Annotated in this window: 17 protein-coding genes and 3 pseudogenes; 10 read left to right on the top strand and 10 right to left on the bottom strand. The window is 71.5% G+C overall.

The window, feature by feature from the left end; genetic code table 11:
* Positions 1-20: 20 nt before the first annotated feature.
* On the bottom strand, positions 21-539 hold the full coding sequence (locus E4N62_RS41600) for a DUF6328 family protein (protein WP_230223166.1): 519 nt from the start codon (positions 537-539) through the stop codon (positions 21-23).
* A 147-nt stretch (positions 540-686) separates the two neighbouring features.
* Here E4N62_RS41600 and E4N62_RS41595 point away from each other — a divergent pair.
* Together E4N62_RS41595 and E4N62_RS41590 are read left to right on the top strand one after the other, a co-directional pair.
* Positions 687-1,343, top strand: a pseudogene (locus tag E4N62_RS41595) (FAD-binding protein); the annotation flags it as partial.
* A 22-nt stretch (positions 1,344-1,365) separates the two neighbouring features.
* Positions 1,366-1,521: pseudogene (locus E4N62_RS41590) on the top strand (cholesterol oxidase substrate-binding domain-containing protein); the annotation flags it as partial.
* Positions 1,522-1,588: 67 nt separating this feature from the next.
* On the opposite strand, the gene E4N62_RS41585 reads toward E4N62_RS41590, so the two are convergent.
* Positions 1,589-2,371 carry a DUF1206 domain-containing protein gene (locus tag E4N62_RS41585; RefSeq protein WP_230223162.1) on the bottom strand — a complete coding sequence of 261 codons (783 nt, stop codon included), beginning with the start codon at positions 2,369-2,371 and terminating at the stop codon, positions 1,589-1,591.
* On the bottom strand, positions 2,277-2,804 hold the full coding sequence (locus E4N62_RS41580) for a hypothetical protein (RefSeq protein WP_230223160.1): 528 nt from the start codon (positions 2,802-2,804) through the stop codon (positions 2,277-2,279). The genes E4N62_RS41585 and E4N62_RS41580 overlap by 95 nt, the downstream gene beginning before the upstream one ends.
* A 155-nt stretch (positions 2,805-2,959) precedes the next feature.
* On the opposite strand from E4N62_RS41580, the gene E4N62_RS41575 reads away from it, so the two are divergent.
* The 5 genes and pseudogenes from E4N62_RS41575 (at position 2,960) to E4N62_RS41555 (ending at position 7,601) form a co-directional block, all read left to right on the top strand.
* Positions 2,960-3,883, top strand: a complete 924-nt coding sequence (locus E4N62_RS41575; protein WP_230223158.1) for a MurR/RpiR family transcriptional regulator — start codon at positions 2,960-2,962, stop codon at positions 3,881-3,883.
* A 276-nt stretch (positions 3,884-4,159) separates the two neighbouring features.
* The gene (locus E4N62_RS41570) at positions 4,160-4,543 is read left to right on the top strand and encodes a hypothetical protein (protein WP_184902816.1); all 384 of its coding nucleotides are present in this window, start codon (positions 4,160-4,162) and stop codon (positions 4,541-4,543) included.
* 104 nt (positions 4,544-4,647) lie between these two features.
* Entirely contained in the window at positions 4,648-4,965 is a 318-nt protein-coding gene (locus E4N62_RS41565) for a YkvA family protein (protein ID WP_230223156.1), read from the top strand.
* Between the two features lie 40 nt (positions 4,966-5,005).
* Positions 5,006-6,355, top strand: a pseudogene (locus tag E4N62_RS41560) (CAP domain-containing protein).
* A 130-nt stretch (positions 6,356-6,485) separates the two neighbouring features.
* Positions 6,486-7,601, top strand: coding sequence for a serine hydrolase (locus E4N62_RS41555; protein WP_230223154.1), 1,116 nt, complete (start codon positions 6,486-6,488; stop codon positions 7,599-7,601).
* A gap of 183 nt (positions 7,602-7,784) precedes the next feature.
* Here E4N62_RS41555 and E4N62_RS41550 read toward each other — a convergent pair whose 3' ends face one another.
* Positions 7,785-8,663, bottom strand: coding sequence for an ANTAR domain-containing protein (locus E4N62_RS41550; RefSeq protein WP_230223151.1), 879 nt, complete (start codon positions 8,661-8,663; stop codon positions 7,785-7,787).
* Between the two features lie 93 nt (positions 8,664-8,756).
* On the opposite strand from E4N62_RS41550, the gene E4N62_RS41545 reads away from it, so the two are divergent.
* Positions 8,757-9,416, top strand: coding sequence for a nucleoside/nucleotide kinase family protein (locus tag E4N62_RS41545; RefSeq protein ID WP_230223149.1), 660 nt, complete (start codon positions 8,757-8,759; stop codon positions 9,414-9,416).
* Between the two features lie 84 nt (positions 9,417-9,500).
* Here the strand turns inward: E4N62_RS41545 and E4N62_RS41540 are convergent, their stop codons facing one another.
* From E4N62_RS41540 to E4N62_RS41515, 6 genes are all read right to left on the bottom strand, one after another.
* Positions 9,501-11,333: a hypothetical protein gene (locus E4N62_RS41540; protein ID WP_230223228.1), complete on the bottom strand. Its 1,833-nt coding sequence runs from the start codon at positions 11,331-11,333 to the stop codon at positions 9,501-9,503.
* Positions 11,334-11,402: 69 nt separating this feature from the next.
* Positions 11,403-13,103, bottom strand: a complete 1,701-nt coding sequence (locus E4N62_RS41535; protein ID WP_230223146.1) for a hypothetical protein — start codon at positions 13,101-13,103, stop codon at positions 11,403-11,405.
* Positions 13,104-13,105: 2 nt separating this feature from the next.
* Positions 13,106-14,008 carry a carbohydrate ABC transporter permease gene (locus E4N62_RS41530; RefSeq protein WP_230223144.1) on the bottom strand — a complete coding sequence of 301 codons (903 nt, stop codon included), beginning with the start codon at positions 14,006-14,008 and terminating at the stop codon, positions 13,106-13,108.
* Positions 14,005-14,916: a carbohydrate ABC transporter permease gene (locus tag E4N62_RS41525; protein WP_230223141.1), complete on the bottom strand. Its 912-nt coding sequence runs from the start codon at positions 14,914-14,916 to the stop codon at positions 14,005-14,007. Before E4N62_RS41525 ends, E4N62_RS41530 begins: the two co-directional genes overlap by 4 nt.
* A gap of 123 nt (positions 14,917-15,039) precedes the next feature.
* Positions 15,040-16,365, bottom strand: a complete 1,326-nt coding sequence (locus E4N62_RS41520; protein ID WP_184902796.1) for an ABC transporter substrate-binding protein — start codon at positions 16,363-16,365, stop codon at positions 15,040-15,042.
* Between the two features lie 277 nt (positions 16,366-16,642).
* A complete protein-coding gene (locus E4N62_RS41515) occupies positions 16,643-17,764 on the bottom strand; it encodes an ROK family protein (RefSeq protein WP_230223139.1) in 1,122 nt (373 codons plus the stop codon).
* Between the two features lie 244 nt (positions 17,765-18,008).
* On the opposite strand from E4N62_RS41515, the gene E4N62_RS41510 reads away from it, so the two are divergent.
* Entirely contained in the window at positions 18,009-18,923 is a 915-nt protein-coding gene (locus E4N62_RS41510) for a BadF/BadG/BcrA/BcrD ATPase family protein (RefSeq protein ID WP_230223137.1), read from the top strand.
* Positions 18,924-19,019: 96 nt separating this feature from the next.
* Positions 19,020-20,930: a phosphatase PAP2 family protein gene (locus E4N62_RS41505; RefSeq protein ID WP_230223135.1), complete on the top strand. Its 1,911-nt coding sequence runs from the start codon at positions 19,020-19,022 to the stop codon at positions 20,928-20,930.
* Positions 20,931-20,988 lie beyond the last annotated feature (58 nt).

Raw genomic sequence — 20,988 nt, 5'->3', positions numbered from 1 at the left:
CAATCACGCCACCGGGGACGTCACTCGCGGGTGTGACGACGCCCCGGCTCGTCGCCGGAGTAGCGGCGGCGGATCCAGGCCGGGAGGGCGACCCAGCACAGCAGGTACCAGAGGACCACGCAGCCGACGAGCCACGGCACGTACTCGTCGTGGGTGGCCACGCGCAGGACCAGCAGCAGCGCCGCCGTCATCGTGGCAAGGAGCAGGATCAGACCGACGACGGTCAGTCTGCTCGCCCACTCGACGGCGGCGGGCTTGATACGGCGTCCGGCGACCATCCGGTGGAAGGAGACGGGGCCGACCAGGGCGCCGGTGGTGGCGGCGCCGAGGACGACGGTGACGATGTAGATGGTCTTATCGGTCTGCGGCAGGTCCTCGTAACGCGAGGTGAAGACGACGGTGAGCAGGAAGCCGAACAGGATCTGCACGCCGGTCTGGGCGACCCGTACCTCCTGGATGAGGTCGGTCCAGCGGCGGTCGGCCCGCTCGTCCTCGGTCTCGTCGCGGCCTCGGCCCTGGCTGCCGTGTACCTCGGTCACAGGTCCTCCCGGTCGGTCGATGTCCCCTTCCCTGAATGGTGCCGTGACCTCGCCGCCCTGGCCCACCCCTCCGGGGCTTCACTCGCACGAGTGAATCCAGATGGCGGATCGGTCACTTGTGCCCATGTCCGGCCTAGCGTGATCACCGTGACCGACTCCTCAGCAACCTCCCGCCGGGGTTTCCTCCTCGGCACCGCCGCCCTCGCCCTCGCCCCGCAGCTCGTCCGCCGGGACCCTGCCGCCGCCGCGGCCGAACTGCCCGGCTTCCCCGCGGACGTCGAGCTGTACAGGTCGGTGTACCGCAACTGGGACGGGGAGATCACCGCGTCCGGCCTGTGGGCGTGCGCGCCGGCCGACGCGGAGCAGGTGGTGGCGGTCGTCAACTGGGCACGGCGGCAGGGCTGGACGGTCCGCGCACGCGGCCACTCCCACGGCTGGTCGCCCCTGACGATCACCCCTGGCACCGACGCGGACGCCCCGGTGCTGCTCGTCGACACGACCACGCACCTCACCGCCATGGCCCTGGAGTCCACCGAGCCGGCCGCCGTCCGGGCGGGCTCCGGCGCCTCGCTGGAAGCGCTGCTGACCTTCCTGGAGGGCCACGGCCTCGGAGTGACCGCCTGCCCCGCGCCCGGTGGCCTCTCCCTCGGCGGCGCCCTCGCGGTCGACGCGCACGGCACGGCCGTACCCGCGGCCGGGGAGACACGGCCGTCCGGTCACACGTACGGCTCGCTCAGCAATCTCGTGCTGTCGCTGACGGCGGTGGTGTGGGACGCCGGCAGCGACGCCTACGTCCTGCGGACCTCGCTGGGGCTACACGGACGAGGCCGCCTGGCGCGACGAGGAGGTGCTCGGCACGGTCGTACCGGCGTCCTTCGACGACGGCGCGGGGCCGGGCTGGGCCGGTGCGCGGGAGGTCCTGGACCGGCTCGACCCGCACCGGGTCTACGGGAACGCCTTCCTCGACCGACTGTTCCCGTGAGCGAATCGGGCATCCGGCCGGAGACGGTACGCCCCGCTCTCCGGCCGGCTCGCTCTCCTGACGTGCCTCACACCTTGCGCCAGCGCGCCATGGCGAACGAGAACAGCCCGAACAGGACCAGCCCGACCGCGACACAGGCCAGCAGCGCCGGGCCCGCGGGGGAGTCGGCGAAGGAGCGCAGGGTGTCGTCGAGCCCCTTGGCCTTGTCGGGTTCGTACTCGACAGCGGCACGCACGGCGAAGACACCGGCCGTGGCGAAGACCAGGCCGCGGGCGACCCCGCCGGCCACACCCGTGACGTCGACAAGGCGGCGCGTGCGCCGTGACATCTCTCCGAGCCGGAGGTGCTTGTGGTACGAGCGCATCGCGGCCCGTACTCCGATCCAGCCGCCCGCGGCGATCACGCAGAGACCCGCCGCGCCCACGAGCCACTGGCCGCCGGGGAGTTCGAGCGCGCGGGCCGTCACGTCCCGGGACTGCTCGTCGCTGGAACCGCCGCCTCCTCCGCCGCTGCCACCGCCCGCCGCGAAGGTCAGCACCGAGTAGGCGACGAAGGCGTAGAAGACGAAGCGCGCCGCGGACGCGAGCCGCTTGGTCCACTTGCGGCCGTCGGGGCCGGCCGCCCCGAACACGGCCTCCGACAGCCGCCACAGCGCCATGCCCACCAGCCCGATGCCCAGGGCCCACAGCATCGCGGAACCCAGCGGCTTCTCGGAGATCTCCTCCAGGGCGCCCTGCCGGTCCGCCTGTTCCGAACTACCGCCCAACGCGATCTGCAGGGCCAGCGCCCCGACCAGCAGATAGATGACACCGCGTGCCGTCAGTCCCGCGCGGGCCGCACCCTCGGTCACCGAACCCCGTGCCGCGCGCCCGCTGCCCACCCCCAGAGTCGTCATCAGCCCCGCCCCTCCCGCCCTCGACCCGCAGCTGGAGCTGGACCTCCTGGTCACCGGCCTCGACGCCGACCTGACGCACGGCGTACTCCTCCTCCAGCGCGGACCGCAGCAGCCGTACGGCCGGCGGGCTGCCCTGGACCTCGACCGTGACGGGCGCGGACGGCGGCTCGGGGTGCCGGTCGGCGCCGGTGGTGACGGCGGCGGCCGTGTCGTACATGCCGGTCCACATCGTGGGCCGGTCGGTGCCGGTCTCGTGCGGAGGGTCGTCGGGGCGCCGGTCGGACTCGAAGTGGGCGCGCAGACAGGCGAAGACGCGTTCGGCGTCCTGGGCGGAGCAGTCGCAGAGCACGACCTCCACCTGGGACACGGGCAGGCTGGGCAGGGTCACGAGCCTTCTCCCTCGTGTGGACGACAGGGTGCGGGTACCCCGGGTACCCCCATGGTGTGCCCGAAACGGGGTTCTCGCAGGTCGCGGGATCCGCCCGGCATCGCGCGGGCCGTGGGCTATGTTGAGTGCTCGTGGGAGACGAAGGAGGCGCGCGGGTGCCATCGCCGCAGCAGGCACGTGCGCAGGCATCAGCGATCACGTCGGGGCGGACGGCCGCGGACACCGAGCAGTCGCCCACGTCCCGGCTCAGGGAGCTGTTCGACGGGCCCCGCCTCTCCCCGGGGCAGCGGCGGATCGCCCAGTACCTGATCGAGCACATCACCGAGGCCGCGTTTCTGTCGATCACCGATCTCGCGGAACGGGTCGGCGTCAGCCAGCCCTCGGTGACCCGGTTCGCGGCCGCCGTCGGCTTCAGCGGCTACCCCGCGCTGCGGGAGCGGCTCCAGGCCATCGCGCTCGCCACCCTCGGCAGTGCCCCGACGCTCTCCGCGGCGGACCGCAGCAACGAACTGCAGGCCGCCGTGGACGCCGAGATCGAGAACCTGGAGAACCTGCGGCGCGACTTCGCCGACCCCGACCAGGTGATCGAGATCGGCCGTGCCCTGTCCCGCTCGGCCCCGCTGACCGTCCTCGGCCTCAGGATCTCCGGCGCGCTCGCCGAGTACTTCGCGTACGCCGCCCGCCGTATCCACCCCGACGTCCGGCTGGTGACGAAGGGCGGCACGGTCGCGTACGACGCGCTGCTGCAGTCCCGCGAGGCGGGGGGCACCTGGGTCCTGGCGTTCTCCATGCCCCGGCACGCGCAGGAGACCCTGACCGCGCTGCGGGTCGCCCACGGCGCCGGCCTCAGGGTGGCCCTGGTGACCGATCTGGCGCTCGGGCCGCTCGCGGACGAGGCGGACGCCGTCTTCGCCACGGGCACCGGCTCACGCCTGGTCTTCGACTCCTACGCGGCGCCCGTGATGATGTCCTCCGCCCTGCTCCAGGCCATGACCGACGCCGACCCGGAGCGCACCCAGGCCCGCCTGGAGGCGTACGAGCAGGTCTCGGAGCAGCACCAGTTCTTCCTGCGGGACTGATCCCGTTCGCCCCGGTCTGGTCCGGACAGCAGGGGATTATTCACCGCTTTACCGGCATGAATTTTTTCATGCCCTTGCAAACTCATCGGTATATATAAATACTGCTCGCGGATCGTGACCCGGGGGACTCCGGGGCACGCCGTCCACCCGGGTCCGTCCGCTCCTACCCGCACGGCGCCCCGGGTGAGGCGGCCCCGGCCATCCCCTATGCCGGGGCCGCCCAGACTCCACACCCGTTGCACACAATGGCGTCGATGCAAGACCGGAGCGTTGAACATGGCCCTCACCTCCTCGCCCCTCCGCACGGACTGGCCGTGTCAGGTCAAGACACCGGGCAGTTACGACTGGGAGAGGTCCGCGGCCAAGTGGCTGCGCGAGCTGGTACCGGCCCGTTACGGCTCCTACCCGGCGATGATGCGCCACCCCGTGCTGCTCGCCCGCCACGCGCAGATCCAGGTCCAGCACGAGATCCGGGTCGCCCGCACCGCCCTGCAGACCGCCCGTTCCGAGTTGCCCAGCCTCGGCATGTCCGAGTCGGTCATCGAGCACACCATCAAGATGTACGCCGCCGAGGTCATGCAGCTGAACCACATGGCCCGCTCCATCCGGGCCGTCAGCCAGGCCCTCGTCGACCACAACCTGGCCCGCGCCTCGCACTGACCCGCCCCTCCCCCGCGCGTCGCGGTACACCGCGTCCCAGGGGGGAAGACGATGGACAGGCACCGGCCGGGCGGACCGCCCGGCCCGACAGAGGGGCGGGACCGATGGATTCCTGGACGTGGGTGATCGTCGCGGTCGCGGTGGTCGCGGCCGCTCTTCTCGGAGCGGCCGTCTGGCTGCTCCTCCGGCTCGTCCGCACCCGGCGCGAGCTGCGCCGCGCCGGACTCCCCACCGGCCCCAAGTGGGTCTTCTGGGGCGCCGTGCTCTATCTCGTCCTGCCGACCGACCTGGTCCCCGACCCGGTCTACCTGGACGACATCGGGGTCCTGCTCCTGGCGATCAGGTCCATGCGTTCCGGCCGCCAGGACGCCCTGGCGGCCATGGAGCGGCAGGAGGGCACGGGAACCGCCCTGCGGGGATGAGACGTTGTCGGGCTGACGGTCACTGCGACGGACGGCACCGATGAACGAGCTGGTACCCGGGAGCAACACCCCTCTGCCGACCGGCCCCCTGACGATCAGGGTGCCGGGCCCCTTCGACGTCTCCGCCCTCGTCACGGACGACACCGGCAAGGTCCGCGGGGACGCGGACTTCGTCTTCTACAACCAGCCGACGGCCCCCGGCGCCCGACTGTCCGGAGACACGCTGACGGTGAACCCACCGAGCCTGCGCCCCGGCGCCACTCGTCTCACCCTCGCGATCAGCCCGTCCGTTCCCGACACGCCGTTGGGCCACCTGCCCGCCCCGACCCTGCTCGTCACCGCCCCCGACGGCCGCCCGCTCGCCCGCTTCACCCCACCGAGACCCATCCGCGAGACGGTACTTCTGTTGGCGGAGCTGTACCGCAAGGGGCCGGTCTGGAAGCTACGGGCCCTGGGCCAGGGCTACGCGGACGGACTGGCGGGGGTGGCGAGGGACTTCGGGGTGGAGGTGCTGGAAGAGGAGGCGCCCGCACAAGCGCCGCTCCAGGGGCGCGGGGAACTGCGCGACGAGCCCTCACCGACGCGCACTCGGCCCACAAGCGCACGGCCCCCACCTCCCCCTCACCCACTACCTCGACCTGGTCAACGCCACCCGAGCCACGGCTGGTTCTCGCCCCGTCTCTGCCGACGCCCGCCTCTCGGCCGCCGCCCAGGCCCACGCCACCGCGATGGCCGCCCAGCGCCGCCTCGCGGCCGAAGGCAAGGACGGCGTCTCCGTCCACCAGCGCGTCACCACCACCGGCTACGCCTACCTCACCATCGGCGAACACCTGGTCTCCGGCCCCCGCACCCCCGCCGAGTTCGTGGACTACTGCCGCTCCGACCCTGACGCCGGACGCACCCTGCGCGAACCCTCCTGGAGCGAGACGGGCCTCGGCCAGGCCACGGACCCCCGCTCGGGCACCGTCTTCTGGACGGCCCTCTGGGCCCACCCCTTCTCCTCCGACGGCCTCCGCCGGACCACGACCGACGTCATCACCCTCACCAACTCCGAACGGGCCGGGGCCGGCCTGCCCCCACTCCCCGACCCCTTCTCACCACCGCCGCCCAGGCGCACAGCGCCGACATGGTGGCCAGGGCCTTCTACTCCCACACATCCCCCGACGGCCGCGAACCCTGGCACCGCGCGGCGGCGGCCGGTTCCACCCGCCGCTCCATCGGCGAGAACATCGCCTGCGGTCAGCGATCCGCCGCCGAGGTGGTGCGCGGCTGGATGAACAGCCCCGGCCACCGGGCGAACATCCTCAAACCCGGCTTCACCCATATAGGTATCGGCTTCGCCGGAGGCGGCGCGGCCGGAACCTACTGGACCCAGCTCTTCGGCGGATGAAACCGATCTCCCCCGACTGTCCCTCTTTCGAGTCGGGCAACTCGCCCCCGCACCTGGCTACTTGACTCTCCGTTACCACTCCACTCCAATGCACCCTGTCGATGACGGCGGGTGACAGGAGATGCATCAGATGGTTTCGAGAACGGTGGGCACGGGTGTGGCGACGCTGGGCGCGGTCGTGCTGTCGTTGCTGACGGTCCCCGCCCACGCGGCCCCGGCGGCGGGGCCCGACACGACCGAGCTGCGAAAAACGCTGCGCACGGCGCTGTCACAGGGAGCGCCGGGCGCGTTCGCGAGGATCGACGACAACGGCAAGGTGCACCACCTGGCGGAGGGCGTCGCGGACCGGACCACCAAGCGGGCCCTCGGCACCGGGGACCGCATCCGGGTCGGCAGCGTCACCAAGACGTTCACGGCGGTGGTCCTGCTGCAGTTGGTCGACGAGGGCAGGATCAAGCTCGACACCTCCGTCAACACGTATCTGCCGGGACTGCTGCCCGACAAGAAGATCACCGTGCGCCATGTGCTCAGCCACCGCAGCGGACTGTACGACTACGCCAACACCCTCTTCTCCCCCAGCGTGGCGGGGTTCGAGAACGTGCGGAACAAGGTGTTCACCTACCGTCAGCTGATGGACCTGTCGCTCGCCAAGCCGCTCACCAACAAGCCGGGCGCGTCCTACGCGTACTCGAACGCGGGCTTCGTGGTCGCGGGCATGCTCATCGAGAAGCTCACCAAGAAGCCGGTGGCGACCGCGTACCAGGACCGGATCATCACACCGCTGAAGCTGGCGGACACGTTCTACGTCCACCCGAAGAACACGATCCCCGGCAAGCACTCGCGCGGTTACATGACCGCCGACTCCACCGGGAAGAAGATCGACTCGACGTTGCAGACGACGTCGTGGGCGCAGAGCGCGGGCGGTCTGGTCTCCGGTGCCAAGGATCTGAACAAGTTCATGTCCGCGCTGGTGCAGGGCAAGCTCACCTCGGCGGCCCGGCTGAAGGAGATGCTGAAGTGGACGCCGGTCAACAGCACCCAGGCGTACGGCCTGGGACTGCGTCGGCGCGACCTGTCGTGCGGGGTCTCGGTGTACGGGCACACAGGAACCGTGCAGGGCTACTACACCTGGGCGTTCACCTCGAAGAACGGCAAGCGCAGCGTGACCTCGTTCGCCAACACGTCGAACAACGGCACCGTGTACGCGACGGTGAACCGCACGTTGGAGTCCGCCTTCTGCGGCTGACTCAGCCCGCTCGGCCCCGGTGGCGGCCCGGGCGCCGGTGCGGGGGCTGGCCCGGCGCCGGGCCGGGCCGTTTCGGGGACGGGATGTCAAGGCGCCGGGGTGTGTCCCCGTCGAGGGTGACCCGCTCGCCGTGGTCGGTCGCTCCGGTCGACGTGGTCGGGCGGGTCGTGTCCGTCATGGCTCTCACCGGCGACTGATGCTGCCGCCGCGGTGGGCACGGCCGAGGGCGTGGAGGTGTTCGAGAGCGTCCAGGACGACGGTCCGGTCGTACCAGGCCAGCCACTCGCCCGCCTCGGCGCCGGCGACGGCCAACGCCTTGAGCTGAGCTCGCGTCAGCCCCTTCAGCGGGCGCTCGAAGTGGGCGGAGACCATGCCCACGCAGAGCCCGGAGGCGGTGATGAGCGGCACGCTGTGGCACGCCCGGCTGCCCGCGTGGAGGATGGCGGAGCGGGCGTCCTCGCTGAACACCGCGTCCGTCGCCACGTCCTCGACGGTCACCTGGGCGACCTCCCGCGCGGCCTTGGCGCAGGAGGTGCCCTCGTCCCCGACATACGCGAAGAAGTCGACGAAGTCCGGTGTGTGTCCCGTGTGCCGCTCGATGCGCAGTCCGCCCTCGGTGCGGTCGGCGATCTGCACGTTGCCCATGTCGGTGTCGACGATGGCGAGGGTCTGGCTGAGGACGGCGGTCAGGACGCGGCTCCGGTTGCCGCGTCCGGCGCGACGGTCCTGTTCCTCATCGAAGCTCAGGGCCGGCTCGGCGTGCCGGGCCCGGCCGGGGAACCACAGCGCGCCGCGGTCATCGGGACGTGGCGCGCCCACGGCCGACTCGGCGAGGGTGCGCAGCTTGACGTTGTACTGCTGTGAGGCCCGCTGGAGCAGCGCGAACGCGGTCTCGGCGTCCGGCAGGGCGTAGCGCTCCCGCAGCATGCCCTGGGCCTGGGCGACCGGCGGGCGGCCCTCCATCCGGGTGCGCAGCTGCCGTACCTCGGCGCGCAGTCGCGCCAGTTCCTCCCGCACCGCCTCGTCGTCGCCGTCCGGCTCCGACCAGGGTCTCGCACGCATGGGCACCTTCCGCTTCGCTCACTTTCCGATGACAGCAAGGGTCGTCTGCCCGGTCCGGGCGCGAGTACGCCGGGCGGGTCTACCGTCTTCCCCATGCCTGTCACCTTCGACGACCTGCTGCGTCGTGCCGCCGCCCTGGTCCGCCCCGACCGTCGTGCCCTCCTCGGTGTCGCCGGCGGCCCCGGCGCGGGGAAGACCACTCTGGCCGAGCGGCTGACCCGGGAGCTCAACGGAGGCGGCGAGCCCTGGGTCGCCCATGTCCCCATGGACGGTTTCCATCTGGCCGACGTGGAGCTGGACCGCCTGGGCCGCCGGGACCGCAAGGGCGCGCCGGACACGTTCGACGCGGCGGGGTACGCGGCCCTGCTGGAGCGGTTGCGGGGTGACGAGGACGACGTCGTGTACGCGCCGGGGTTCGAACGGACCCTGGAGCAGCCGATCGCGGGGTCGATCCCGGTCCCGCCGTCCGCGCGTCTGGTCGTCACCGAGGGGAACTACCTGCTGGTGAACGGGGGGCCCTGGTCGCGGGTCCGCTCCCACCTGGACGAGGTGTGGTTCTGCGACCTCGACGAGGCCGAACGCGTCCGTCGTCTGGTGGCCCGGCACGAGGAGTTCGGCAAGGGGCACGACGAGGCGGTCGACTGGGTGCTGCGTACGGACGAGCGCAACGCGGAGCTGGTGGCGTCGACCAGGCCGTACGCGGACCTGATCGTGCCGGGGTCGGCGATGCCCGCGGTGGACGCGGGAGCGTAGGGGCGGGCCGGGGAACGAGACAGCCCGACGTCGTCAGGAACGTCGGGCTGCCGGCTCGTGGGGTCCGTGGTGGGGCCGCGGAGGTCAGACTCGCAGGGTCAGTGTCGGTTCGCCCCGGTGGTCGCCCGCCGGATCGCCGATCACGGCGGTGAAGGCCTCCGTGCGGACCCTCAGCCCCTCCGCGACACGGTCGAAGGCGGGGTCGAAGACCTCGCCGGAGCCGCCGTAGCGGACGGCGAAGACGCTGAGGTCGTCCGGCGCGTCCGGCGCGGGGGTGGCCTCGACGGCCGTGGAGGCGACCAGGTGGGACCAGCCCTCGTCGGGGTTGCCGTAGCCGCGGGGATCGGCGGCGAGGGCGAAGGCGGCGCTCTCCTGGGTGGTGTCGGCGCGGGCGTCGAAGAACTCCGGGCCCTCGGCGGCCGGATGGGTCAGCCACAGGTCCCCGGCGGAGGCGACGTCGGCGTCCGCGATCCGGCGCAGGCCCTCGGCGCTGTCCGCCACGTACGGCAGTCCGGCGAGGAGGTACGGCTCCCCGGGCAGGCGCTCGACGGCGACCGTGGTCCACAGCCGGGTGCCGTCGGTGACGTACAGGGACCGGACGTGCCGCAGGACGTGGTCGCGGGTGACGACGGGCTTGGTGACGAGCTTGGCCGTCAGGCCGTGGGCGCTGACGTCCCGGACCCGGGTCTCGCCCATGGGGCGGCAGAGCAGGAAGCCGTCGACGACCGGTCCGAAGCCGTGCTGGCGGTTGACGGCGGCGGGGAGGAAGTACGTTCCGTCGGCCTCGACCAGGGCGGGTGTCATCCTCGAGTCGAAGGCGACCGAGACCCGTCCGGCGCGCAGTTGGTGCCTGACCGGATCGGTGGACGGGGTGCGGTGCCAGGGCGTGGTGTCCTGGATCTGCCAGATGAGCATCCACGCGAAGTGGCCGTCGACCCCGCCGTCCGGCTTGACCGCGTGCCGGCCCCATCGGGTGTCGCCCCGATAGCGGCCCAGGTCGGCGCCGACGCGGTGGCCGAAGTAGCGCAGGCCGAGCACGGACTCGAAGCCGGAGTGCTGCTCGCTGTAGCGAGGGCCGCCGTTGTCGAAACCGCCGACCGTGAGGCGCGCGTCGATGTAGCGGGCGACCGCCTCCCCGTCCTCGGCGAAGATCTGCTCGCCGCTCACCAGGTGGGCCTGGGCGAGGAAGGACAGGGAGATCGGGCCGTAGTTGTTGTCGTAGGCGCCGCCGTGCTCGGGCGGGAGGAGGGCGCCCCGGTCACGTACCCGGTGGGCACGGATCTCCTCGACGTACAGGGCGATGGCCTGCTCGCGGATCCGCCTGCCGTCCTCGGGGGGAAGGTGGCGGGCCAGCATCAGGCCGCCGACGACGCAGCCGATGGCCTGGTTGCCGGCCTCCTGCGGGTTGAAGAAGGTCGCCTCGGTGAGCCAGCGCCAGTAGCCGAGGCTCGTCTCCCGCAGGGCGTGGATCTGTTCGTCGGTGAGGAGGCCGTCGGCGAGGTCGAGCAGGTTGACTGCCTGGAGCAGCGCCCAGACGGTGCTCGGCCAGTCGCCGATGGGGTGGTCGCCGGGCGCCAGGGTGTAACGGGCGTACGGGAAGCCGGAGTCGCGGACCCGGAGGTTCGGGTAGCCGGGGTTGTCGTCGGTGAAGACGCGCTCCCGGAGGTGGAAGTCCGTGCTGCGGCCGACCGCCTCGGGCAGGCGTGGGTCCTTGGTGCGCTGCCAGGCGAGGGCCAGCAGGGAGGTGATGCCGAGGGAGGTGTCGCCGATGTCGTCGACGCAGTCGGGGTGTTCGAGGTTGCCCCCGGGCGTGATCCGCTCCAGGGCCTGCTCGACGACGTCGGCGAGGACCGCGTCGTACGCCTCGGGGCTGTCCGGCAGATCGTGCAGCGGGTGGAGCTGGCGCGGGAGATGCACGGGAGGGGACGTGGGGTGCACGGGGATCAGTCCTTCATGCCTGTGGTGGCCATGGTGTGGTTCATCGGGTCACCCGGCGGGGGCGGCCCGGCGGGCACGCAGAGCGAGGGTCAGGGTGTGCGGGCCGAGTCCGCCGAGGCAGACGCGGTTGCCGGTCGTCGCGTCGGTGCCGCCGACCACGGTGTAGTCCTGCCCGGGGTCGTAGCGCAATACGTCGCTCCGGTCCGGTCCGGCGAGCGGTTCGCCCGTCTCGACGGCGGCCTCGACCCTGATCTCGTCGTCTCCGACGCGGTAGGTCATCGGTCCGGTCGTCAGGCACCAGCGTCCGTCGCCGATCGGTTCGGCGCCCTCTGCCACGCCGCCCGGCCGGAAGGTCAGTTCGAGGGCCCAGGGCACCCGGGGTCCGCTGATGTCGATCCGCAGGTCGACGCCGTCGTCCCGCAGGTCCACCTCGACGCGGGTCGTGTGGGAGACCTCGTCGCGGGGCCGGTTGGGGAAGGCCATGGAGGCCGAGAAACGTCCGTCGTCGACCAGCCGGTACGCGCCGTCGTCCCGTCGCCGGTCCGCCGGGAGCGGCTGGTAGTAGGCGGCCGTGAGGGTTTGGGTGAGCTCGTACCGGCCGTCGGTGAGCTGTCGCATGTCGGCGGCGCGGAAGGGGCCCAGGTCGAAGAACCCGCGTGAGAGACGGACCGCGTCGAGGACGGCGTCGCCGGCGAACAGGCGCAGGAAGGTGGGGTTGCAGGCGAGGCCCGAGCGGACGCGGCGGTGCTCGGGCACGTCCGAGCCGCCGTACACCACCGTGTGCGCGGTGGGCGAGGCGTGTGCGGCGAGGCGTGCGGTGGCGAGGTACCGGTGGCGCGGGAGTGTCTCCGGGTCCGGAGCCGGCAGGGCGCGGCACAGGTCCGGGGTGAGGAGGGTCTGGGCGAGCAGGTCGGGGTCGTGGATACCGTCGGCGGCCGCCAGGCGGGCCGCGCGGGCGAAGTCGCCCCGGCCGGAGCGGATCGCGAGCAGCCGGTAGTGCGGCAGGTAGGGCCACAGCGCGAACGACAGCCTCTGGTCCTGGCGGCGCGAGTGGACCGTCTCCACCGTGCCGTCCGGCCTGATCAGGTCCAGGGTCGCGGTGAGGTTGCGTTCGACGGCGTCCACCAGGTCGGTACGCCCGAGCACCTCGGCCAGCAACAGCAGCGCCGGGTTGGTCACGATGGACGCGTAGACGGCGCTGCGCTCCGAGTACAGGCCCTCCGCGTCGATGTCGACGCCCTCGGCGAGCCACTCCTCGGCGCGGGCGAGCAGCCGGTCGTCGGGGAACGACCGGTGCAGACGGGCGAGCGCCGCGCTCAGTTCCCAGCGGTGGTTCGGGGTGTGCACCCCACCCGTCAGGAGACCGCCGGTGGCGGCGTCCGCGATCTCGGCGAGCGCCGCCGTGACGTCGGCCAGTGCGGGCCCCGCGCCCGCGGCGAGGACGTGCGCGTCGCACACGTCGTTGACGGTGAACGCGGAGTCCGGCGGTGACTGGACGTTGTCGCCGCCCGCGAAGAGGCCGGAGGCCGTCTGCACGGACCGCAGGGCACGGAGGTGGGTCAGCGCGGCAGCGACGGCCCGCTCGCTGCCGTGCAGGGCCGACTCCGGCGAGCGGTACCCCGCGACCAGGGTCTTCACCCGCCGGGCCAGGGCGCGGTGCGGCTCGATGAACTCCGCCGACGGGTCGGCCGACCCGTCGGCGGCGCGGGCCGCCGCGCGCACGAATTCGTGGTCGAGCGGCACGGTCAAGGTCAGTCCTTCAGTCCGGCGTTGATGTCGGCGTTCATGACGTAGCGCTGGAAGACCAGGAAGACGGCGATCAGCGGGATCATCGAGATCACCGAGGCGCCCAGCAGGACCGACCAGTTGATGTTCTGCGCGCCGACGATGCTCTGGATGCCGATCTGCACGGTGAACTTGTTGGGGTCGTTCAGCATCAGCAGCGGCCAGATGTAGTCGTTCCACCGCCACTGGAAGGACAGGATGGCGAGGGTGAGCATGATGGGCCGGGAGATCGGCACCATGATCCGCAGGAAGATCGACAGCTCACGTGCGCCGTCGATGCGCGCGGCCTCCACGAGTTCGTCGGGAACCGTCAGGAAGAACTGGCGGAACATGAAGCATCCGGTCGCGGTGAGCACGGCCGGGAGGATGATGCCGGCGAACGAGTTGTAGAGGCCGAGGTCGCGGACCACCAGGAACGACGGGGCGAGCATGACCTCGCCCGGCAGCATCGTGGTGGCCAGGATGCAGAGGAAGAAGGCCTTGAGCCATCTGTTGTCGTACTTGGCCAACGCGTACCCGGTGCAGCAGCTCACCCCCACCGTGAGGATCGTCGTGATCACACACACGATGGTGGTGTTGATGAAGTACTGGGAGAAGTTGGCGCTGTCCCACGCCGCCCTGAATCCCGACAGCGTGGGGTCCTGCGGGATCAGCGTCAGCGGAACGGAGAACAGGTCGCCGGCCGGCTTGAGGGAGCTGAGGACGAACCACAGCACCGGCAGCCCGTACAGGCACGCCAGGATCCACAGCAGGGTCGTCGCGGACACCGCCTGCCGGAGACCGCCGCGGCCCCCGCGGCGGGGCGGCTTCTTGGAGACGGTCCGACCGGATCCGGCGTCGACCGGGCGTGGGATGTCTGTGGTTGTCATCGGTTCTCCACCCGCCGGTTGACGATCAGCTGGATGATCGCGACGGCCATCAGGATGAGCATGAGCACGAACGACGCGGCGCTCGCGTAGCCGATCTGGCCCCGCTTGAAGCCGGTCTCGTAGATGTACTGCACCAGCAGGTTGTTCGACGTGCCGGGTCCGCCGTTGTTGAGGGCGACGAACACCGGGTACTCCTTCATCGCGTTGATCGTGTTGAGCAGGATGACGATGAACGAGGTGGGCGCGATGCTCGGCAGGGTGATGCTGAAGAACTGGCGCCAGGGGCCGGCGCCGTCGAGCGAGGCGGCCTCGTAGTACGACACCGGCACGTTCTTGATCGCCGCGATGAACAGCAGCATGGTGAAGCCCGTCCAGGCCCAGGCCGACGCCATCACCACCACGAGCAGCGAGAGGTCCGCGTTCGACTGCCACGGAACGGCGTCTCCGCCGAACTTCTCGATGACGTAGTTGACCAGTCCGAAGTTCTCACCGAACATCCACCGCCACAGGACACCCACGACGATGGGCGACAGCAGCCACGGGATGAAGAAGAGGACACGGGCGACCGACCCGCCCTTGGCGTGCTTGCTCACCACCAGGTTGGCGGCGAGCAGCGAGACCACGAAGTTCAACGGGACGAAGAGGACGGTGTACAGCAGCGTCCGGGTCAGCGCGTCGTAGAAGGTGGAGTCCCCGAGCAGGTTGTCGTAGTTGTCCAGTCCGATGAACTGGAACGCCCCCACGCCTGTGTAGTTGGTGAAGGAGTAGACGAGCCCGATCACCGCCGGCCAGACGAAGAACAGCGAGAAGAGCACGACATTGGCCGCGATGAGCACGAGCGGCGCAAGGGTGTACTTGCTGCGTCTCCTGGGCGGGCTCGCGGACACGGCCGAGGCGCGTTTGGTCATCTTCCTGACTCCGTGCTGGTGGATTGAGTTCCGGTGGGCTCAGGACCTGAGCCCGGCATCACGCGGGCCCGGGGCCCGGGCGGCGGCGTCTCGAACCCGCCGCCCGGGACTGTCGGCCTGCGCTCAGCCGCCGACCTGCTGGTTGTAGCCCGCCACGATGTTCTCCAGGGCCTTGTCCGACGACTGCTGGCCGTTGATCGCCTTGCCGAGCTCCGTCTTGGTCGGGTCCTCGGCGAGGCTCTTGCCCTTCAACACCCAGTTCGTCTGCGCGCTGTTGAAGTAGCCGGAGATCGGGTCGTAGAGCGGGATGGACTCGTTGTAGAGCTTGAACGCCGCCTGCGCCGCCTCGGACTTGAAGGGGTACTTCGGGTTCAGACCGCTCTCGACCGGCAGGAAGCCGGAGGTCTCGCACAGCGTCCTGTAGTGGTCGGGCTCGTACAGCCAGGACAGGAACTTCTTCGCGGCGGCGGCCGCGTCGGCGTTGTTGTTGAAGCCGACCGTCATGCCGCCGCTGTTGACGTCACTGGCCTGCACCGGCTGGGCCGGGGTCGGGACGCTCGCCCACTCGAACTTCGTGATGCTCTCCGAGTAGGCGGCGACCTGCCACACGCCGGACCAGTAGGCGACGACGTCACCGCTCTGGAACATGGCCGACGGGTCGGCGCCGCTGGTCCACACCGACTTGGGCATGGTCTTGTCGTCGTTCCAGCCGACGAAGGTCTTCACGGCCTTCTTGGTCGCGTCGTCCACCGAGAACTTGCCGGAGTCGTCGGCGTGGACGTACTTGCCGCCCATCTCGTAGACCATGGCGCGCAGCCGGGACGGCGACTGGTCGAAGGTCAGGGAGTACTTGGCCTTGGTCTTCTCCCGGACCTCGTTCGCCGCCTTGATGAACTCGTCCCAGGTCCAGGTCTTGTCGGGCGAGGTCGGGTAGTCGACGCCGGCCTTCTCGAAGAGCGACTTGTTGATGAACATGCCGGACGCGGTGACGTCCGAGGGGATGGACAGCACCTTCCCGGACGAGTCCTTGGCCAGGAAGTTGGCGTTGATCTTGTTCGCCTTGTTGTTGGCTATGTCGCTGAGGTCGATCAGCTTGTTCGACCAGATCGGGTCGAGCGCCGGCACGGCCGCCACGTCGGGGAGCGAGTTGGCCTGCGCGGAGTTGCGCAGCTTCGTCGTGTAGCCCTCGTAGGGGATGTTGACGAGCTTGACCTTGACGCCGGTCTCCTTCTCGTACTGCGCCACCATCTTCTTCCAGCCCGCGTCCTGCCCCGGAACCGTGGAGATCCAGAAGGTCAGCGACTTGGAGGTACCGCCCGAGTCGGACTCCCCTCCTCCACAGGCGGAGAGCAACAGGGCGGCCGCCGAGACGCCGGCAGCGAGAGGAACCAGGCGGCGCGTACCGCCGCGGCCGAGTCGGCTTGAGCGCCGCACACCCACAGTGGTCATCTTTGATCCCTTGTTTCGTCGTATGGGGACAGAGCACGGCGCCGACCTAGGCGGCACGGGTGCAGTTTGCAGGAAACGTCGCTCTCCGGGCGCGGCCTCGCCCGGCCGCGTCGTCCACGCGGGGCGGGCTCCCCAGCCACTCTGGCTGTCACCGCACGGGCACGCCCTCGTGCGGTTGCCGTACGTCGCGTACGGGCGGGATGGCTCGCCCCAAGTCGGCGTCCCGGCCGACTTAGAAAGCGCTTGTCCGGACATTGGCAGATGCCGGTGGAGTCCGTCAATGCTTCACCCCCGAGCCTCCGGTCACGGTTTGGATTCCCCGGGCCACGGCCAGGCGGCTGGCCCCCACCACGGTGCCGCTGTCACCGAGCGCACTGCTCACGACCTCGGTGGGCCAGCTCAGGCGGGCGAGCTCCGCTCGTACGCCGGGCAGCAGGCGGGCCTTGGAGCCGACGGCGCCGCCCAGCACGATCAGGCCGGGGTCCAGCACGGCGGTCGCCGCGGCGGCCAGTCGGCCCACGTCGGCGGCGTGCCGGCCGACGACGGCGCGGGCCGTGGTGTGTCCCGCGTCGGCCAGCGCGAACAGCCCGTCGACGGTGTCGGGGCACACGCCGTCCACGCCCCGCCAGGCGTCCGCCGCCCGCCGCAGCAGGGAACCCGCTCCTATGTGCGCCTCCAGGCCCTCGTGGCGGGGCTCCCGGTCCGCGTCCCACGGGTAGGGCAGCCGGGCCACCTCGCCCGCGGCGCCGTTCGCGCCGCGCAGCACCTGGCCCCCGATGACGACACCGAGACCGATGCCGACGCCGATCCGCAGATAGCCGAAGGTGTCCCGACCCCGGGCCGCGCCTTCGTGCAGCTCGGCGAGGGCGGCGCAGTTCACGTTGTTCTCGACGAGCACGGGCACGCCGGGCGGGAGGGCCACCGTCAGGGCGTCGAAGATGGGGCCCGCCTTGGCGGTCGCGGGCCGCACGGCCGTGCCCTCCCGGCCCTGGGTGGTGACGTCGCCGACGGCGACCACGATGGCCCGCAGCGGCGCCCCGGCCGACAGCCGCCCCAGGGCCTTGGCGACGACGTCGACGGTGTCCGCCCGCGGTCCGGTGCCCTCGGCGAGAAGGGCACCGTCCAGGGCGCAGACCCGCACCCTGGTGACGCTCGGGCCGAGGTCGACGGCGAGGACCGCGCCGGCGGCGAGACCCAGGTCGTAAACGGCCGCTGACCTGCCCGTTCCGCCCGTGAGGGTGCCGGAGCGCGCGGCGAGCCCGGCGGCCTCCAGCTCGGCCACGGCGGTGGAGACGGTCGGCTTGGAAAGGCGCGCCCCGGTGGCCAGTTGGGGTCGGGTGGCGGTGCTCGACGCGGCCAGTACAGCGAAGACGGCGCGCGCGCTCTCGCTCAGTTGCATGGTCTCCCCAGTCGTGCCGCGATCGTCCGGCCGCACGGTCGTGCGGTATCCGTCGTCCTCACCCTTGACGCACCCTTATTCGTTAGTTAATTTCCTAACGAAGTCAAGCGGTACTCGCCTACCGCACCATCAGAGGCCCGTCCCGGGGCTTCCCTAGCACCCCCCACAGACCCTGTGTGTCCAGGCACGGTTTCGCCCAGCCGTCGCTGCGCCCATCGCAACGCAACGACGAAAGAGGCCTCACGTGCCGGACTCAAGGCCCGTCGCGGTCGGTATCGACGTGGGCGGCACCAAGACCCATCTCCGTGCTGTCACGGGGACGGACCCGGTCGCCGACCACGTCCGCACCAGCCGTGGCTGGCGGCCGCACGACCGGACGGCCGCGGCCGCATGGCTGGCCACGCTGGTCGGGGAGGTGCTGCCCGCGCACACCCCTCCGTCCGCCGTGGCCGTCGGCGCCCATGCCTGCGAGACGCCCCGGCAGTGCGAGGAGATACGTCTCGCCCTCCAGGAACGGCTTCAGGTGCCGTGCCTGGTGGTGGGCGACGCCGAGCTGCTGGCTCCCGCCGCCGGTTTCGACAAAGGGGTGGGACTGGTCGCGGGCACCGGTTCGGTGGCCGTCGGCCGGTCCGCCGACGGTACGGCGGTGCAGGTCGGCGGCTGGGGCGCGGTTCTCGGTGACGAGGGCGGCGCCGCCGGTCTGGTCCGGGAGGCATGCCGTGCCGTCTGGGCCGCACACGACCGGGGCGAGGCACCCGACGCGCTCGCCGACCGGCTCGTCGCCTCCTTCGGGGTGAGCGAGGTGCCGGCGCTCGGCGGGGCCCTGGAGGCCGCCACGGCGATGTCCGCCGACTGGGGCCGGCACGCTCCCGAGGTGTTCGAGGCCGACGAGGAGGGCTCGGAACTCGCCCGCCAGGTGATCTTGGACGGGGGCCGCGCGCTCGCCTCGCTCGTGGCGCGGCTCGACGCCCGCCGGGTCCCCGTCGACGACGTGGTGGTGGCCGGCGGGACGATCCTGTCCCGGCCCGCCCTGTACGCGGCATTCGCCGAAGCCCTCGCCGAGGCTGTACCGTCCGCGCGACCGCATGTGCTCCAAGTGCCCCCGGTCGAAGGGGCGTTGGCGCTTGCACGTACTCTCCTCCGACCGGCCACCGGCTGATCACCGTCCGGTCGTCGACCGGACATGGACCGGTCATCCGTCAGTTCCACGCTCAGCCCGCACCCGATCAACCCACCGCGAAAGGAGCGGCGCTCCATGCCGTCATCTGCCGGGCACCACACGCTCAACCGCCGTGTCTTCCTCCGGAACTCCCTCGGCGTCTCGGCCGGCCTGATCGCCGCTCCGACCGTCGCGAACCTCTGGCAGGCGCCCGAGGCCAAGGCGGCCACCGCCTTCGCGCCGTTCGTCGACGACTACACCACCAACATCACGGCGAACCGGACCCCCGAGACCAACGCCGTGGTCCGGGCGCTCGGCGGCTTCGCCGAGATCTGGAAGACCGGCGACGCCTGGAACACCGGCACCCCGCTGCTGCCGGAGATCCTGCGCGCCAACATGCGCTACTGCGCGCGCCTGACCGCCCGCCGCACCCAGGCGCAGGCCCGCGAGGCGTTCATCACCGACCGGCAGCACCAGAGCTACTCGGTGATCAGCGGTCTCGGCCCGCTGGCCGACCTGTACAAGGCCGGGGCCATGGCGGTCACCTCGATCACCTCCGCCCCCGACGGCACCCCGTCCGGCAAGATCAGCGACTCCGTCCCCGCCGACGCGCCCGCCGGATCCGCGAACGGCGCGGGCTCGACCACCTCGCGGCTCGGCAAGGTGGCCGAACTCGTCAACACCGTGCGCGGGCCGTTCGCGTCCAGCAACCCCGCGAAGTTCTCCTACCAGTACCCGCGCCCCTGGCGGATGAACGAGAACAGCGTGGTCGTCGACACCGGCGCGATCGACGAGTTCGGGTACCCGGTGTACGACTCCGCCGTGATCGTCGCCCCGCAGCTGCTGCGTCAGCGCGGCGAGAATCCGGCCGAGGACGGCGGCTTCCCCAGCGGCCACACCAACGCGCTGCACCTGGCGGCCCTGGCCTACGCGTACGCCGTCCCCGAGCGCTTCCAGGAGATGGTGACCCGCGCCTTCGAGGCGAGCCACGACCGGATCATCTCCGGCATGCACTCCGCGGTCGACGTCATCGGCGGTCGCGTCATGGCCACGGCCCTGGCCGCCGCTGCGCTCGCCGACCCGAAGAACGCCGAGCTCAAGGCCGCCGCGCGACGGCAGGCCGCCGAGTACTTCCAGGCCGAGACCGGTACGACGGCCGACACGCTGTACGCGTACGCGCACTCCGCGGGCAGCGACACGGACCCGTACGCCGACCGCTGCGCCAACGCGCGGCTGGTCGAGCCGAAGCTGACGTACGTGCTGACCCGGCGCGGGCGTTCCGAGGACCTGACCGTGCCCAAGGGCGCCGAGGTCCTGCTGGAGACGCGGCTGCCGTACCTCGACGCGGCGCAGCGGCGCGAGGTGCTGCGCACGACCGCGCTGCCGTCGGGCTATGTGCTGCTGGACGGCTGGGAGCAGTGGGGCCGGCTCAACCTGTTCGCGGCGGCGGACGGCTACGGCGCCTTCGACTCGGAGGTCGCCGTCACGCTGGACGCCGCGCTCGGCGGTTTCGCCGCGGCCGACACCTGGCGCAACGACATCGACGGTGCGGGCGGGCTCGTCAAGAAGGGCAGCGGCACGCTCACCCTGTCCGGGGCCAACCGGTACACGGGCGGCACGGTCGTGGAGGCCGGTGTCCTCGCGGCGGGCTCGAAGGAGGCGTTCGGGCGCGGTGACGTCCGGGTCGAGGGCGGCACGCTGGCCACCGGCGACCGCACCGTGCGGGTGCGCGGCGGCTACGCGCAGGCCGGTGTCCTCGACGTGACGCTGGACCGGGGCACCGACGCCGCCCTCGTGGTCGACGGGCGCGCAGTCCTGGAGCGGGGCAGCAAGCTGGTGGTCCGCTTCGACCCGAAGCAGGCGCCGCGTTCCGGCAGCACGGTCGCGGTCGTCGGGGCGCGGTCGCTGCAGGGCCGGTTCTCGGAGGTCTCCGTGGCCGTCGAGGGCTGGACGGCGGAGCAGGTCTTCACGGCGCACGGGGTGTCGGTGCGCCTGCGCAAGCACTGACTCCTTCGGGAGTGAGGCTGTCGGGGGTGGCGTGAGCCGCCCCCGACAGCCGTTTCCG

Source organism: Streptomyces sp. MNU76 (assembly GCF_020982545.1).
In the GTDB taxonomy this organism is placed as follows: domain Bacteria; phylum Actinomycetota; class Actinomycetes; order Streptomycetales; family Streptomycetaceae; genus Streptomyces.
Note: the sequence above shows the minus strand (reverse complement) of the source record. Positions and strands in the feature narration are given on the sequence as shown.